This window comes from Nocardia aobensis NBRC 100429 (assembly GCF_000308375.1).
In the GTDB taxonomy this organism is placed as follows: domain Bacteria; phylum Actinomycetota; class Actinomycetes; order Mycobacteriales; family Mycobacteriaceae; genus Nocardia; species Nocardia aobensis.
Genome location: NZ_BAFQ01000281.1, coordinates 16253 through 31044 on the forward strand (window position 1 = coordinate 16253; position 14792 = coordinate 31044).

Consider the following 14792-nt stretch of genomic DNA (forward strand, 5'->3'; position numbering starts at 1 on the left):
CCTCGTAGGTTGCACGTCTGCATAGGTCGTGACCGGGGTGGAGCGAGTGACCACCGGGACCATCCCGGCGCAGCCATTGTGAACGGATGAGGTCTGGACCGTGGCCAGCGGCCACACGTTCCCGACGACCTCCGGCAGGCCTTTCAAACCGTCGCAGACCAGGAAGAACACGTCCTTGACCCCGCGGTTGCGGATCTCGGTGAGCACGCTCATCCAAAATTTCGCGCCCTCACCACCGGTGCCGGCCCACAAGCCGAGGATGTCTTTCTCACCGGTGACCGTCACTCCGATCGCGGCATAGATCGGCCGGTTGGCGACCTGACCATCTCGAACCTTCACCACCAGCGCGTCGATGAAGATCGCGACATAGACCTCGTCCAGGGGCCGGCTCGACCATTCCTGCATCTCCTCGATCACTTTGTCGGTGATCCGGGAGACGGTCTCCTTGGACACCGACGCGCCATAGATCTCGGCGAAATGCGCCGAGATCTCCCCAGTGGTCAGGCCTTTCGCATACAACGACAGCACGATCTCATCGACCCCGGTCAACCGACGTTGCCGTTTTTTCACGATCTGCGGTTCGAAGCTGCCATCCCGGTCGCGGGGCACTTCGATCGGCACGGGCCCGGTCGTCTCGGTCAGCACCGTCTTCGGTCTGGTCCCGTTGCGCACATTGAGCGAGTCCCGTTCGGCGGGAGCCTGATTCGGCTCATAGCCCAGATGCTCGGTCATCTCCTCGTTCAACGCCGTCTCCAGGACGGTCTTGGTGAACTGTTTGAGCAGCCCGTCCGGCCCGGTCAGGGACAAGCCCTGCTCCTTGGCCATCCGGACCAGCTCCACCGCCGCCAGCTGTTCGGCCGAAGCCTCAGCCTTCTTCCTCGCCACGGCATCAAGTGTCGTCATCACGGCACCTTCCCGCTGACCATCCGATCAGCGAATCAGGCCGGAAACACCGAAGAATCCACAGTCCCGGGGAGTGTCTGAAAGACGGCTCTGGATCACTTTCGGTGGTAGTTGATACACGGTGACGGCACGATGCCTTGGTGTGTGTGGCGAATGTTGCTGTGGGGCTGGTGTTCTCGGGTTTGTCGATGCTGAATCGTGGACGATGTTGTCGATGAGGGACCACGGGTCGTGGTGCGGGCCAGGACGGCGTCGGTCCCGGCGGTGTGCTCGTGGTGCGGGGCGGAGTCGTCGAAGGTCCACAGCTACCATCACCGGACCGTGGCGGATCTGCCGGTCGACGGCCGCTTGGTGGTCGTGCGGGTGCGGGTGCGTCGGCTGGTTTGCCCGACGCCGCAGTGCTGCAGGACCTTTCGTGAACAGGTTCCTGGGCTGCTCGAACGCTACCAACGGCGAACGACCCGGCTGACTGGTCAGGTGCGGGCGATCGTGAAGGAATTGGCCGGTCGGGCTGCGGTCCGCGTGTTGGCCGCGTTGCCGGTTCGACTCTCCCGACACACCGCGGTGCGGGTGCTACTGGCGATCCCGCTGCCGCGCCGCCCGGTTCCCCGCGTGATCAGCGTGGACGACTTCGCCCTGCGACGCCGAAACCGTTACGGCACAGCGGTTATCGATGCCGTGACTTATGAACGAATTGACGTCCTGGCCGACCGCAAATCTGAAACCCTCGAAAAATGGCTTCGCGGCCATCCTGACGTCGAGGTCGTCGTCCGCGACGGATCGGCCACCTACGCCGAAGCGATCCGCCGCGCGCGACCCGGTGCACTGCAGGTCAGCGATCGCTGGCACCTCTGGCACGGTCTGGCCCGATCGGTGCGAGAGGTCGTCGCCGCCCATGGCCGATGCTGGGCCGCGGCCGGCCCGAAACGACAGACCCTCACCCGCGAGACCACCACGCTGGAACGCTGGCATGCGGTGCACGACCTGCTGAATCAGGGCGTCGGATTGCTGGACTGCGCCCGCCGCCTCGGCCTGGCGTTGAACACGGTGAAACGCTATGCCCGCGCACCCGAACCAGATCAATTGCGCCGCCCACCGTACTACCGGGCCTGCCTGGTCGACCCCTATCGCGACCATCTGCGCCGCCGCCGCATCGAGCAGCCCGGTGTTCCGGTCCTGCACCTGTTCCATGAGATCACAGCTCTCGGCTAGACCGGCAGCGGCGAACCTGCTGCACAAATACCTCAACCAGGGCCGCGCCGAGAGCGACCGCATCACTCCCTCCCCACGGCGGCTGACCTCATGGATCATGAGCCGGCCCACCGATCTTCCCGCCGGACGCCGAACTCACTTGGAGGAGCTCGTCGCTGCGTGCCCCGAGATGACCGACCTTGCCCGGCTGGTCGCTGAGTTCGCTGCGATCCTGACCGAACGCCGCGGCAACGAGCTAGACGCCTGGATGAAGCAGGTCCGCGAGGCCGGGCTGACCGAACTCGGTCCGTTTCTGCGCGGTCTCGACCAAGACCACGACGCCGCGATCACTGGCCTGACCGTGCCTTTCAGCAACGGTCCGATCGAGGGCGTCAACACGAAAATCAAGCTGATCAAGCGACAAATGTATGGCAGGGCCAGCTTCGAGCTACTCCGACACCGCATCCTGCTGGCATAGCCCGGCCACCACCGAAAGTGAGCCAGAGCCGTTAATCGGACACTCCCCGCCGCTGCGGAAGTGACCGCAGTGAGCGTGTTGTCCAGGCCGGTGCGATTCTTTCGGGTAGTGCCGGAGAATCCTTCGTCGATGAAGATCCGCACGCGCGGCACCGCGAGGGTGAGCAGCTGCTCGGTCTGAATCTCGACGTCTTGTTCGTCGGTGGAGCATCGCAAGTATCCGACGTGGAAGGGCTCGATCACCGCCAGATCGTTCCTTCTCGGGACGGTTCGCAGAAAACCTCTGAGGAACAGAGTGACCAGGGCCGGAATCCTGTGGGGGCGGCGTGTTCCGGTGGTGGATCGCCTTACGGAACAACACGGGGTTTTTCGAACCCGCGGGACGGTGATCATCACGGGTTACCGGCGGAAGTCGTCCGAACGGAAATCCGCTGTGTTGGATTCTTGGATCACGGCGGCTGCCAGCCGGGCATAGCGAGCGGCCATGTCCCGGGCAGATAGGGGCTGGTCGTTGGTGAGCCACCATGTGAGGGTCTGTACGAACATTCCGCCCAGGAGTGCGGACACGAACTCGTCTACCGGTGATCGTAAGGGCAGGTGTGTGGCGGTCATCGACGTCACCGTGTCCTGGATCCGCGTGGCGAACCACCGACTGCCTTTGCGACCCAGCAGGGCGCGGTAGAGCTGTCCGTAGTGCGCGACATTGGTGAAGAACCGTTCGAGCCTGCGAAGTCGGTCGGCGTCGGAGTTACCGCCGTCGCGATCGGTCAGCATTGCCGCAGCCTCGTCGAAGATCTCTTCGACGAGGTGATATTTGTCGCGGTAGTTGCGGTAGAAGGCGGCGCGGCTCACCATCGCCCGCTCGGTGATCTGCCCGACTGTCAGGCGCTCGAAGCCGCGTTCGTCGATGAGGTCGACCAGCGCTTCCCGCAACAGCGTACGGGTACGCCGCACCCGCACGTTCTCCTGAGACCGAGACACTTTCGACTCCTTGTCTCCATTGAGACGACTCGGCGCGGCTGTGACTGCCGCTAAGTCGTATCCGGCGCGACTATTGACCGCAGACAGTATGACCAGGAAGAGACAGAGTGTCTCAATGGAAGGACCCCGATGAACCGCGAACCCCAGCAGGCAGCATCGATGCGTGCAGCCGAGTACGACTGCTACGGAACACCCGAGGTACTGACCGTGCGGAACGTGCCCCGCCCGGAGCCCGGCGGGCGGGAGGTGTTGGTCCGGGTGCGCGGAGCGGCAGTGAATCCCGCGGATACGAAGATACGTTCGGGCGCACTGAAACTCATGTCCGGGCGACGGTTTCCCAAACGAACAGGCGTCGAGTTCTCCGGTGAGATCGTCGCACTCGGCCCGAAAGCCGCCGGCGTTACCGTGGGGCTGCCAGTGTGGGGATTCCTCGGCGATATATCCGGAAAGGCCGGTACCGCAGCGGAATACGTTACCGTCGACGTTGGTGCTGTCGGTCAAGCGCCGGCGACGATCGATCTGTTGCACGCCGCGGCCTTGCCGACTGGCGGTGTCACTGCATTGCTGGCGTTGCGGGACGCACTGCAGGTGGCACCCGGCCACGAGTTGCTCGTCGTCGGGGCCAGCGGTGGCGTCGGCAGTGCGGCCATCCAACTCGGTGTGGCGATGGGTGCGAAGGTAACAGCCGTGGCCAGTCCGACGAACCATGACCTGTGTCAGGCGCTGGGGGCTGCCCACGTCTTCGACTACGCCGACCCTGCCGGCGTCACTGGGACCTTCGATGCGGTTCTGGACTGCCATGGCACCGCACTCAACACCTACCGTCGACTGCTGCGACGTCGTGGCCGGATGCTGAGCATCGATCCGCGTGGCATGCGATACGCGATGCTCAGCACCTTGCTGCCGGGACCGCGCGTTCGTCTGATCATGGCGAAGTCACGCCGCACCGAGCTGGCCGCCCTCGCGGAGTACGTCGACTCCGGCCGCCTTCGGCCGGTAGTCGACGACCTGTACCCGCTGCACGACATCGCGAAAGTACACCAACTGACCGAAGCCGGGCATGCGCGCGGAAAGAGACTCATCGCCCTCGACAACGACTAACTAACCCGACACCCTGCCAAACGCCATGAGCCCTCCGATCAGGCAATCGGATGGTGGCAAGCCAGCCGCTTCGGCCTTCACAACGAGACCAGCCACGCCGACAACTGATTATCGGGAGCTCACCCACCAAGGGCGAGGCGGCTGTTCATGTTCAGCTTGACCTCCCGTCGGGCAGTACGTGTGACCAGAACAGCGGGGTCAGGCCGCGTTCGTCCTCGGCGGTGAGCACGCCAGTCGATCAGCGGCACCACGCCTCACCGGGTTCCTGCTTGAGATTTCAGTTTGCGCAGGTTCCGCTGCTCCGGCGCCTTGGGTAGCGGCGTCAGCTTGATCGCGCCCCGCCGCCGTTCCTTGATCATCTCCGGCCAGGGGACAGTGCGGCAGGGCGGTGCAGGGCGTCCAGCTCGGCGCGCATCTCGGATTGCATCTCGATGAACTCGGTGGCATCGAGCGGTTTCCTTAGCTTTTCGTAGTGCTCGATGCGACCTTCCTCGAATTCGGCTGGCAGATCCTCGGCGGGGTTACGCCATTTGTGGGCGCCGGCGCCCCCGATGTCCTTGCACCGCAACTGATCCCGCAACGCCTGGAAGGTGGGGGTCCCGTACACCATCCACACCCCCGGCGCTCGCCGTGCCGATCGTTCTGGTGCACCAGCTCCGCCCAGCTGACATTGCCCGGGTCCGACCGGATCGCCGCCAGCACCGCCGGCCCGTCCTCGGCGTCACCGTCCAGGGTTTCCTCGCCCCCGCCGAGCGGTGCGATCAACACCAGCAGCCACGCTCGGACCTGCTCCGTCAGTCTGGCGCTGACCTACGCGTACAGCAGTCCCTCACCGTGGTGCAGGGCCGAGCGAACCATCCGCTCGATCCGCCCGCCGTCGGCGGCTCCACCTTCACCTCACGCAGTCGCGCCAACAGGTGTTTCCCGCACCCGTTTGCCCGCTGCGCTCGCGCCGAGTCACGCGCTCGACCAGCCAACACACGATCTCGTCGGCATCGCTCGCGCTGCGTTCGCGATACCCCAGTGACTCCCGGATCTGCGTCCGGTGCGCCTGCTGGTGCGTCCGGTGAAGTCGTAGAAAGCGATCTCGGTTCGCTCCACGCCGACCTGGCGTGCGACGTAATCGTCTGCGGCTTCATGGATTTCGGCACGCCCGCGCGTAAACCGGCCTCGTTCGGTATAGAACCGCAGCATCATCCCAAACCAGAGCTTCGCCGCACCCCGCTTCGTGGCGACCAGGTCCGGTCCCTGTTCAGCAGCGTCCACCGGTCGATCAGCTCGTCTTGGTCCAGTTCCCTCAGCACGCGCGAAGGCTACATCGCACCGGACCACCAGGTCCGCAACCCCGATTCGCGCAGGCTTCATGTAGCTGGTGACACGTTTATTACCAACACCCCGGATTCCGTGGCGGTCGTCGCTGACGGGCGACGCGGAGCAGCGTCCGACCGCCCAGAGGTGGGGTGCCCCGGCGACCCCGCCTATCGCTCCGTTCGTCAATCGACGAATTCGCAGGTCGATTGCTATGTATCCAATTATCGATTAATGGTATACATGTTGGCGGAAGTTGTAGTCAAAGGTGACGTCCAGGCAGCGCGGACGGAAGCCATCGGCCGTTGCTGTCGGGTGTCGAGATCCGATCGTTTTGCGTCATTTGCTTTCGCCACGTCACCTGCCTCGGCACAAGGAGTGCTCTCATGCCCACCGCTTTCGAACCATTCGATCTTGTTGATCTGCACCTTGCGAACCGCATCGTGATGGCTCCTATGACGCGTAATCGCGCGGATCTCGCAGGCGTTCCGACAGAGCTGATGGCGACGTATTACTCACAACGTGCTTCGGCAGGCCTCATCGTGACCGAGGGGACGTATCCCTGCCCGGAGGGGCAGGGGTATCCGTGCACCCCGGGGTTGCACACTGCCGACCAGACCGCGGCATGGCGAGTTGTGACCCATGCTGTGCATGCGAACGGCGGACTCATCTCCGCTCAGTTGATGCATGCCGGACGCATCAGCCACCGCGCCCTTCTCGCCGACAGCCTTGTGCCGGTCGCTCCCTCGGCTGTACGCCCAGCCGGGCAGGCAGTCACCCTGAACGGGCTGTTGGATTACGAGACGCCGGAGGCGTTGACAGAGTCGGGCATAGAGGAGGCTATCGCCTCATTTGTCCTGGCGGCCCGAAATGCGGTCGATGCCGGCTTCGACGCGGTGGAGATTCACGGCGCGAACGGGTACCTCATTCATCAATTTCTGGCCGACAACGCCAATCTCCGCACAGATCGCTGGGGTGGATCGCCTCAGGGGCGAGCCCGTTTCGCGGTCGACGTAGCGCGCGCTGTGACCGAGGCGATCGGGCCGGAACGGGTCGGCTTCCGGATCTCCCCTGGAAACCCATATAACGACATAGTTGAGAAAGATCAGGAAGCGGTATACGGGTGTCTCGTCGCTCAGCTCGACGAATTGGGTCTTGCATACCTACATGTCGCAGAGACGACGAACCGGGAGCTGACGGTTCAGTTGCGGAAGCAGTGGGCTGGCGGATTCATACTGAACCCGTCCACAGAGCGCGATTTGAGAAATCGCCTACAGCTAGTCGAGGACGGGATCGCCGATCTGGTGGCATTTGGGTCGTCGTTCCTGGCCAACCCGGACCTCCCGCTTCGGTTGCTGAGGGGCGGTCCGTTCAACGACGCTGATCCGGGGACCTTTTACCAAGGCGGCGAGCAAGGATATATCGACTACCCGACTCTGCACTGACCGACGGGCGATTCTATCCGGTGGTCTCGGCGCAGGGAGGTTGCCGTCGGCCACAGCCAAGGAGACTCCGTCGACCCGGAAGCTGGGCGTGCCCGCTTTTCCGTCGGGACGGATTCGCGAATACGAAACGATCTGACCGATCCCGCGGTCCTAGAGTTCATCGGCCGGCGGGCGACCCGCTCGTCGCCCTCCACGTTTTAGAGCGCAAAGGAACACCCAAAGATGCTCGAGTACCTAACTATGCCCGGTAGGCCCGACAGAAACAGTGGTGATATCGAGTCGCACGCCACTGAACTCGTCAGGGTGTTGCAAGAAGTATTGGTCGGAACCGACGGCCCCCTGAGTGCACGCATACGCGAAGCGGTGATGCAAGCAGCGGATGTACCGACTTCCGGCCTGACGTACGCAGAGCAAGCGCACCGTGCACCCGAACTCTTGCGTCGGGCAATTAGCGCGCTAGGAGGTTCCGCCTTCGCTATCGCTGCCGATACTCGCACGCGAGGAATTCTGTGTGAATGGTCTGCTGTGGTTTCCCCGCCACTACTTACAGTGCTGACCGGACATTTCGACCTGGCGATCGGCGCCATCGCCGCTTCGGGGATCGGCAGCGACTATGTACGGCGATGCGCAGACGTCCTGGACACGGGCGCTGCTGTCGGGGTCCTCGCCCTTACGGAACTGGGCGGAACCAACGGTGCCAATCAGCAGACCGTGGCAGCTTGGGATGGAAACACAAACGGATTTCGTCTGTCTACACCATGCATTCGCGCTGCCAAGTTCATGCCCAACGTCGCGGACCCGACAGTACCGAAGGTAGCCGTTGTCACGGCACGCCTGATGATGGAAGGACGTGACCAGGGGGTATTCCCGTTCCTTCTGCCCATCCGTGACTCGGCCGGTGCGCTTGCTCGCGGCGTGAGCGTCGCGACCCTGCCTGAAAAAGCCGGCTCGGCGATGGACCACGGACTGATCGAATTCAACGATTGCTGGATGCCCGCTGAGTCTCTGCTCGGCGGAGGCTGGGCGCGAATCGAGGGCGGCCGGCTGAAATGCGATGTACCACAAGAGCAACGGTTCGCGCGCACGATCACCGTACTTGGCGATGGGCGGTTGGATCTGGCGAATGCCGCAATCGCAAGCGCCCGGGCCGCGCTGGCTGCTGTCGTCAACTATGCAGGACAACGGCGCCCAGGAGTGACTCTGATGATCGATCGCGGCCCGGTTCAACGCGATCTGGCGATCGGTTTGGCCTCCGTCTATGCGACAAGTGTGCTCGGCCGGCGCGTTCGCGATATGTTCGCCACCGGCACGGCGAAAGACGTGAGCCTGTGGCCCGCTGTAGTGAAACCTCTGCTCTCCGAGCTTGCGTATGACGTGCTCGTCATGTGCAGACGTCGTGCGGGCGCACAAGGAACACTGCGCACCAATCGCATCGCAGATTGGATGGCCAACGCTGATGGCATTGCTACGGCAGAAGGCGACAACCAGATCATGCAGGTTGCGGCTGGGAAGGGGTATAGCAGACTGGTGGAGTTGCAGTTGCCAGGTGCCCCAGCCGATCTGCCGTGGTACGTCAACCTGCTCGCCGAACGTGAACGGACGATTGCAGACGGTGTCCGCAGAGGCAATTTCGGTACTGCAGGGCCAGTGTGGGGCTGGGATTCCGCCGCCGCGGAGTTGGCAACCGCGACGGGCGAGCGCCTCGCCGCCACCGCGCTCGCCATTGCTGCAGAGGAGAGCAGAGATACGGCCGCCGGGTACCTGATCGGCTCACTTGCCTCAGCCTATGCCCTTGATCGAATTTACGAACATGGCAGCTGGTACGCAGGTCATAATTTGCTGTCCACAGAACGCGCATCTGAGATCTGCGGCGAATTGACGCATAGCCGTAGCCTCATAGTCGACCACTTCTCCGAGCTCGTTACAGCGTTTGATGTGCCGATGCTGCCGGGGGCGCCGTTGTTTGCTCGAGACTACACCGCGTCGTATGGTCCGCTGTCGTTTCATCATCGGCACCCCGCCGTGACCGACCTGGCCATCTGATCGGAGCGGAGGTGTCGAGCGCCTGTGTCGGGGCGTATCCACCGCTATACGTCCCGACACAGCGTATTCGCTGTCAATCATTACCTGGATGACGATGCCCCGCCAGAAGAACCAGTCTTGAGTCCATTGGCCGAACCGCTCGGCAGCCGGAGGTTGGCATCGGGTATTCCGGCCGATACGCCAGGGCGTTGGGAGTAGCCACTCTGTCCCGGCGGTGCCTGCACAGTCGAGATGTACTTCCACAGTCCATCGACCAGACCAGCACCACCGCCGAGCAGTGTTCCCGCGATTCCACCTCCCGCTGCGAAGGCGGCGATTGCTGCAGGAGTAGTCGCCAGGCAACCGGGACCTACCACAAGGCACGAGCCGAATCCGATGACCGCCCCTACCATTGCTCCGAGCACGGTACCGACGATTGTGCCGATGGCCGGGCCCCTTAGCATGTCGCCCGCGAATTCATCGAGGGCCAGCTGATTTTCCATAGCAGCTGCCACAGGCGCCGGTTCCGCTTTCGGACGCAACGTCAAAGTGTGGCCGGAGTCGGTGATGTCGGCCGCGAGATGGTGAGCCGTTCCGTTGACTGTGAATGACAATAGCAACGCGGTAATCAGATGAGCGTCGAGACTGCGGATGTCGACCGTGCCGTGATCCGGTTCCATCATGAAAGTCGCGAAGTTCAAGCGGGTCACGACCGATTGGTCCACGATTTGGGCGATGTACTCCGGTCCGGAGCTTTCCTCGGCGGAAGCAGGGGCCACGGAGCTTGTGATCGCGAGCGCAATTAGTCCGGCCGCGAGGGCGGTAGTGTGAATTCCCATTTTCGAACTTTCCGGATCATTTCTTACCGTGGGGCCCCTGTTCCGAGTGGTTGTGTGTCGGTAGCTCCCGGCAGATTCTGTGCATACTGACTGTGTCCTGGTGCTGCTTGCAGGGTGGTCACGTAGTTGTACAGCGCAATGCCTGCGGTTGGCCCTCCTGCGACCACCATCCCGGCGAGGCCGCCTACCCCGCCTACCAGCGCCACGATCGGGAGAACGGCGATCACGCAGCCGACGCTTATTACCGCGCACGATGCGCCGGCGACAGCGAAGCCGATACCAACTCCGAGCGCCGCACCGATCGCAGTGCCGATCAGACTGCCGATCGATGTCCCAATACTGACTGCGTTGATAAGGTCGTTCATCGCCAGTTGGTTTTCGAGTGGTGATGCAACCGGTTTCAATGCTCTACGGTTGATAGCTTCGAGTTCCGGAACCAGCTGGATCATTCGGCCATCCGCTGCTATTTGTGGACGAATGGGCAGCTGTTGTCCGTCCAGATTGTAGGCCAACGGCAATGAATCCAGAGCGGTGCCGGAAGTGTTTCGAACCAGGACCGAGCGCTGGTCTGGACCGAGCTCGAACGTGCCGTTTTCGAGAACGACAACCACCGTCTCACCATCCAGCGTGGCACGATAGTGCAGGGCGTTCGTCGAGCCGTCGCGTTCGATGCTGGAGCCGGCGATAGTCGGGACCTCGGCCTCCGTCACGGCGGCAGTGGTAGTCAGCGCGGTGGCTGTCAAAAGGACTGCTGCGAGGGTGGTGTAGCGTGGTTTCATTTCTTCTCGTTTTGTCGAAGGTGGACGAAGTGACCGCCGAATGGGCGACGGCTCGAACGTGAAATTTGCACTACTGGTGCGCTGTTCGTTGGGCCAGTGCCAAAACGTCGTCAACTGAAAGTTGGTCGCCCGCGTGCTTTCCGTAGTGGACTTCGAGAATTCGGCCGGTTCCGTCTACTATGAGGTCCGCGGGCAGGCCGTTTCGCCCGCCATCGGGGTTCATCGAGGGTAACGGCTGTTTTCCGCTCAGTACGTGGACCAGGCTCACTGCTACGGCGCGCATAATCGTCCACCATGCCCGGGGATGAAGAATGGCCCACGCGCTGCTTTCGACTCCGAATTCTTTGTACAGGCGCTTGGTGGGATCAGGTATCACATCGAAGGGCAGGAGGGAGGCATGTTTGAGCAGCTCATCCGCCGGTGAATGGAAGACGACTATCTCGTGGACCCCAGCGTTGACCAAATCGTCGTGGCGCGAAACGAACGAACGTAGATGCAGGTTGCAGACAGGGCAGCCGGCAAATCGTCGAAACTGAATGTGTGTCAGCTGGTTAGGGTGTGGCACGGGGGCCAGGGCACCGGTCATGGTGGTCCAATCCCGCGGTTCGATCCTGTCACCCGTGGCCTTGCGAGCAGCCATAATCGTCCTTTGCTATGAAACGCCGCTAGATCATCGCAACGAGAAGTTGCGCTAGCTGAAGCTTGGTCCAATCGAGTCGGTATCGCAACGTCAAGTTGCGATGATCTCCGTCACGCGCCGCTTTCGACGGTTGACCGACGCAACGGGGCACTTCGCCGGGTGATCCCGATCAGAATCGATAGGACGCCAGCCACTGCCAGAACGAGCGGCACAGTCAGCTCCAGTAGCCGCACCAGCGTGGCGACGTGCGCGGCTGTCGTTGCGGTGTCATTCCCGCTTGCTGTAGTAGTGCTCAAATCCATTGCCATCACCGGCATCAGGGTGATCTTTTGCCCGCCTTCGGCCACGATCGACGCTGTCACAGTTTGTTGCTGCCTCGCGGCGATCGGCAAACCCACGCTCTTGTCAGCGGAGACCTCCGTGACGTCTTTTGTGTCGTAAGCGATCGGGATGGTGTCCGGCGCTGCCGACAAGGTGGCGCGCAACGCATCTCGTGTGTGGGCTTCGATCAATGGAAGCAGCTGCTCCAGTACAGATCTGGGTAAAACCTGCGGTAGCATGCGCACGGTCGAAGGGTCCACGAGAGGTCCGTCGGTGCGGGCTGTGTAGTTGTAGACGGGCCGACCGTACGCCGTGGCGGGCCCCTGGTAAACGAGGTCGGTCGAAGTTCGTGTCCCGGGATCCCAGTACTGCATCGAGCTGTCGGCCGATGGATGAAGCGGCATCGAGATTGTGAGCCCGTGGTGATCCTCTACCTGCACTGCTGCGGGTGCGGGGGATTCGCGAAGAGTTCTCCGATCCAGCGCGTACACATGGTTATCAGTCACCTGTAGGTTGTCAGGGCCGACCATTGTCACGTCGTCGCGCACGATAGCGGTATCTCCGGTTGCGGATTCCACGTGAACACGGCGCGCTGCGGTAACTGGGATGTCTTTCAGCAAAGCGTGCGCCATGTCGCCCGCTTGCAGGGCTTGCGGGTTCAAAAGTGTTGCGGTGCCCCCGAGGCGTGCAGTCGAGTCGGTATCGCTGCGGAGCTTTGTCATTGATGGAGCGATTGCCAGCCGGAGAGTAGCGGCGAAGGCTACCAATACGACCCCGGCGACCATCAGTGCGGCGGCGGATCGGCGTGTCTTTCTCATGTCTTGTCCTGACTTCGCGGAGCGATGTGCCCGAAGTCGGTGGCGCACGTGTCTTGCTCTTGGCCGACGAATGCTTGTCACTGTCGAACCTCGAGATCCGGCTGCAATGTCCGGCCTCGTCCCTGACCTCCCCGTCCCTCGGCTCCTGGGCTGCCACTACTGTATACAACTAGGAGTATTACGTCTACAAATCATTCAAATTTGGATGTAGTGTTTGCGGCCTTTCGGTGCGCTGCGACAGACGCTCGGGCCCTGCGGCGGAAGAGCCGCGCAATCGCCGGAAGGAAAGCCTGCCAATGCAGTACGGAGCCTTGACCCCGCTCGAGACCGGATCCGACGAAGCGGCATGTCTGCTCCGTTCACCTTGTTTGCACCGGCACCGGCACCGGCAGGGGTCCGTATTCACATACGTGAAGGTGTCCGCTGCTCGATCGTGTGTCGGCGGTATAGCATCGGCGATGTTCCCTCAATGTCTGCCCCCGGCGCACCAGCGCGAAGTGATGCAACCAACATCTGCTGCGCAAGCCGCAGTTGTCGGAAAAGTGCGGCCAGTGCGCCTTTCGGATGTGTGCAGCAACAGCTCCAAACACTTCACCGCTCGTGGATCGGTACCCACTATGGATCACCGGCCACGCCATCGCGAACATGATGGACGACTTGATCCATACCGGACTGATCGCACACCGCCATTCGGGTTGGCATCTGCACGGAGGGGAGTTCTTCTGCGGCCGATATGGTGATGATTTGAAACACTAGATGTTCCAGGCCAGCAGGATTCGCCCACTGGCAGGGCCGGCTTCTGTGGTGTATTCGGCGGATTCTGGCAGTGTTATTCCACGTCGAGGTTCCCAAATTCAATTCCGCACTCCGCAGGCAGGTCCGCGATGGTGATCAGGTGGTGGAGGTGATGCACGCCCGATGCTAGTTCTGGTATTTGCCGCACGGCCAAGGCCGCGATCGAGGCGGAAGTGCGTGATTGGTTGTGGCCTTGCGCCCAACGGCCGATGCCTTTGTGTGACCTTGCGAGGACCGTCCACCGATCACCTCCTGGGAAATGCAGTCCGCGCGGCAATTTCGCTGCCCCAGGTATCCAAGTGGCTATTGCCAGGGCGGCCGTGGCGAGGCGGGAATCTACACCGAAGTATGTGCGCGTTGGGATGTCGAGTTCGCGTGTGAGAGTGTGCTGGTCCGAGAAATCTGCCCGGTACAGTCGTCGTCTCCCATGCCCCGGGATCGGAAAACTCCGCGGCTTGGTGTAGTTGAGCACGGGGCCGTCAACGCTGGGAAACCGGCGGCCGAGTAGTCGGTATGTCCAGTCGGTGGCGGCAACGCCGTGTCGTTCACCAGCACCGAGAAATACTGCGATATCGATGGCGCCCGGTGCATCCGTGTGCACTGCTGCCGCGAGCAGAGTGCTCAGCCCGGGAGCCAGCCCGACGTCTACGATAATTGGTTGTGGTGGATTCAGCGCAAGCAGGCGCTCGACGTACCTTGTGGTGGCGGTGAGGTCAACGAAGGCAGCGCCCGCTTCTGTGGCGAGCTGAGCCACGCGAAGATCTTCAGCGCCGGAAGCGTTCACGACAACATCTGTATCGGTCACCGCCCGGCGATAGGAGTGCAGGCCAGGCTCGGCCAAATCTATGACATGGTCCGATCGCTCGGGATTGCGACCTGCAACGAGAACTGTATCGCCGCGGCGCTGCAGATCGCTGACCAGTGGCGCGCCGACGGAGCCGTACCCGCCCAGGACAAGAACTCTCATCGTCGCACCGCTTCGGCTCTTCGGCAGGCCTGCGGACGCGGCGGTTGCCGGCGCAACCCTTTCATCCCGCTCGATGTTTGGGGCATGCATGGCTCCCTTTGATTGCGCTGAGCAGGGCGGGGATTCGTCCGAGAGCCTCGCGTGACCCGCAACAGCTCGCGTAGTCGATCACAGTGGCATACCTGGCTTTACGCAGGACGACAGC

At 62.4% G+C, this 14792-nt stretch carries 10 protein-coding genes and 3 pseudogenes; 4 read left to right on the forward strand and 9 right to left on the reverse strand.

The genetic code is table 11. The annotated features are described in order from the left end of the window. Positions 1-78: 78 nt before the first annotated feature. Positions 79-906: pseudogene (locus tag RJ03_RS29845) on the reverse strand (IS256 family transposase); the annotation flags it as partial. A 185-nt stretch (positions 907-1091) separates the two neighbouring features. Here RJ03_RS29845 and RJ03_RS29850 point away from each other — a divergent pair. After that, a pseudogene (locus RJ03_RS29850) lies at positions 1092-2572 on the forward strand (ISL3 family transposase). Positions 2573-2625: 53 nt separating this feature from the next. Here RJ03_RS29850 and RJ03_RS38630 read toward each other — a convergent pair. Continuing rightward, positions 2626-2964 (reverse strand): annotated as a pseudogene (locus tag RJ03_RS38630) (recombinase family protein); the annotation flags it as partial. A gap of 6 nt (positions 2965-2970) precedes the next feature. Continuing rightward, positions 2971-3552, reverse strand: a complete 582-nt coding sequence (locus tag RJ03_RS37490; RefSeq protein ID WP_036508875.1) for a TetR/AcrR family transcriptional regulator — start codon at positions 3550-3552, stop codon at positions 2971-2973. Between the two features lie 159 nt (positions 3553-3711). Between RJ03_RS37490 and RJ03_RS29860 the strand changes: the two genes are divergently transcribed. After that, the gene (locus RJ03_RS29860; RefSeq protein WP_036508878.1) at positions 3712-4653 is read left to right on the forward strand and encodes an NAD(P)-dependent alcohol dehydrogenase; all 942 of its coding nucleotides are present in this window, start codon (positions 3712-3714) and stop codon (positions 4651-4653) included. A 355-nt stretch (positions 4654-5008) separates the two neighbouring features. Here RJ03_RS29860 and RJ03_RS29865 read toward each other — a convergent pair whose 3' ends face one another. Continuing rightward, positions 5009-5263, reverse strand: a complete 255-nt coding sequence (locus RJ03_RS29865; RefSeq protein ID WP_036508881.1) for a hypothetical protein — start codon at positions 5261-5263, stop codon at positions 5009-5011. A 1084-nt stretch (positions 5264-6347) separates the two neighbouring features. On the opposite strand from RJ03_RS29865, the gene RJ03_RS29875 reads away from it, so the two are divergent. Continuing rightward, positions 6348-7406 (forward strand): alkene reductase, encoded by a 1059-nt coding sequence (locus RJ03_RS29875; protein ID WP_036508884.1) that lies wholly within the window; start codon positions 6348-6350, stop codon positions 7404-7406. Positions 7407-7955: 549 nt separating this feature from the next. Further along, positions 7956-9449, forward strand: coding sequence for an acyl-CoA dehydrogenase family protein (locus RJ03_RS29880; protein WP_157163531.1), 1494 nt, complete (start codon positions 7956-7958; stop codon positions 9447-9449). An 80-nt stretch (positions 9450-9529) separates the two neighbouring features. Here the strand turns inward: RJ03_RS29880 and RJ03_RS37495 are convergent, their stop codons facing one another. The 5 genes from RJ03_RS37495 to RJ03_RS39125 form a co-directional block, all read right to left on the reverse strand. Further along, positions 9530-10267 (reverse strand): DUF8020 domain-containing protein, encoded by a 738-nt coding sequence (locus RJ03_RS37495; protein WP_157163532.1) that lies wholly within the window; start codon positions 10265-10267, stop codon positions 9530-9532. A 23-nt stretch (positions 10268-10290) separates the two neighbouring features. Further along, on the reverse strand, positions 10291-11046 hold the full coding sequence (locus RJ03_RS37500) for a DUF8020 domain-containing protein (protein WP_157163533.1): 756 nt from the start codon (positions 11044-11046) through the stop codon (positions 10291-10293). Positions 11047-11116: 70 nt separating this feature from the next. Continuing rightward, complete coding sequence (locus RJ03_RS36415; RefSeq protein ID WP_083871427.1) at positions 11117-11686, reverse strand: peroxiredoxin-like family protein; 570 nt, start codon at positions 11684-11686, stop codon at positions 11117-11119. Positions 11687-11796: 110 nt separating this feature from the next. Then, a complete protein-coding gene (locus RJ03_RS36420; protein WP_083871428.1) occupies positions 11797-12825 on the reverse strand; it encodes a porin PorA family protein in 1029 nt (342 codons plus the stop codon). 829 nt (positions 12826-13654) lie between these two features. Then, positions 13655-14677, reverse strand: a complete 1023-nt coding sequence (locus RJ03_RS39125) for a saccharopine dehydrogenase NADP-binding domain-containing protein (RefSeq protein ID WP_218001030.1) — start codon at positions 14675-14677, stop codon at positions 13655-13657. Between the last annotated feature and the right edge of the window lie 115 nt (positions 14678-14792).

Excerpts from the sequence above, each read along its gene's own strand:
- RJ03_RS29860 (WP_036508878.1), top strand. The coding sequence starts at position 3,712 with ATGCGTGCAGCCGAGTACGACTGCTACGGAACACCCGAGGTACTGACC.
- RJ03_RS29865 (WP_036508881.1), bottom strand. The coding sequence starts at position 5,263 with ATGGTGTACGGGACCCCCACCTTCCAGGCGTTGCGGGATCAGTTGCGG.
- RJ03_RS29875 (WP_036508884.1), top strand. The coding sequence starts at position 6,348 with ATGCCCACCGCTTTCGAACCATTCGATCTTGTTGATCTGCACCTTGCG.
- RJ03_RS37495 (WP_157163532.1), bottom strand. The coding sequence starts at position 10,267 with ATGGGAATTCACACTACCGCCCTCGCGGCCGGACTAATTGCGCTCGCG.
- RJ03_RS37500 (WP_157163533.1), bottom strand. The coding sequence starts at position 11,046 with ATGAAACCACGCTACACCACCCTCGCAGCAGTCCTTTTGACAGCCACC.
- RJ03_RS36415 (WP_083871427.1), bottom strand. The coding sequence starts at position 11,686 with ATGGCTGCTCGCAAGGCCACGGGTGACAGGATCGAACCGCGGGATTGG.
- RJ03_RS36420 (WP_083871428.1), bottom strand. The coding sequence starts at position 12,825 with ATGAGAAAGACACGCCGATCCGCCGCCGCACTGATGGTCGCCGGGGTC.
- RJ03_RS39125 (WP_218001030.1), bottom strand. The coding sequence starts at position 14,677 with ATGCATGCCCCAAACATCGAGCGGGATGAAAGGGTTGCGCCGGCAACC.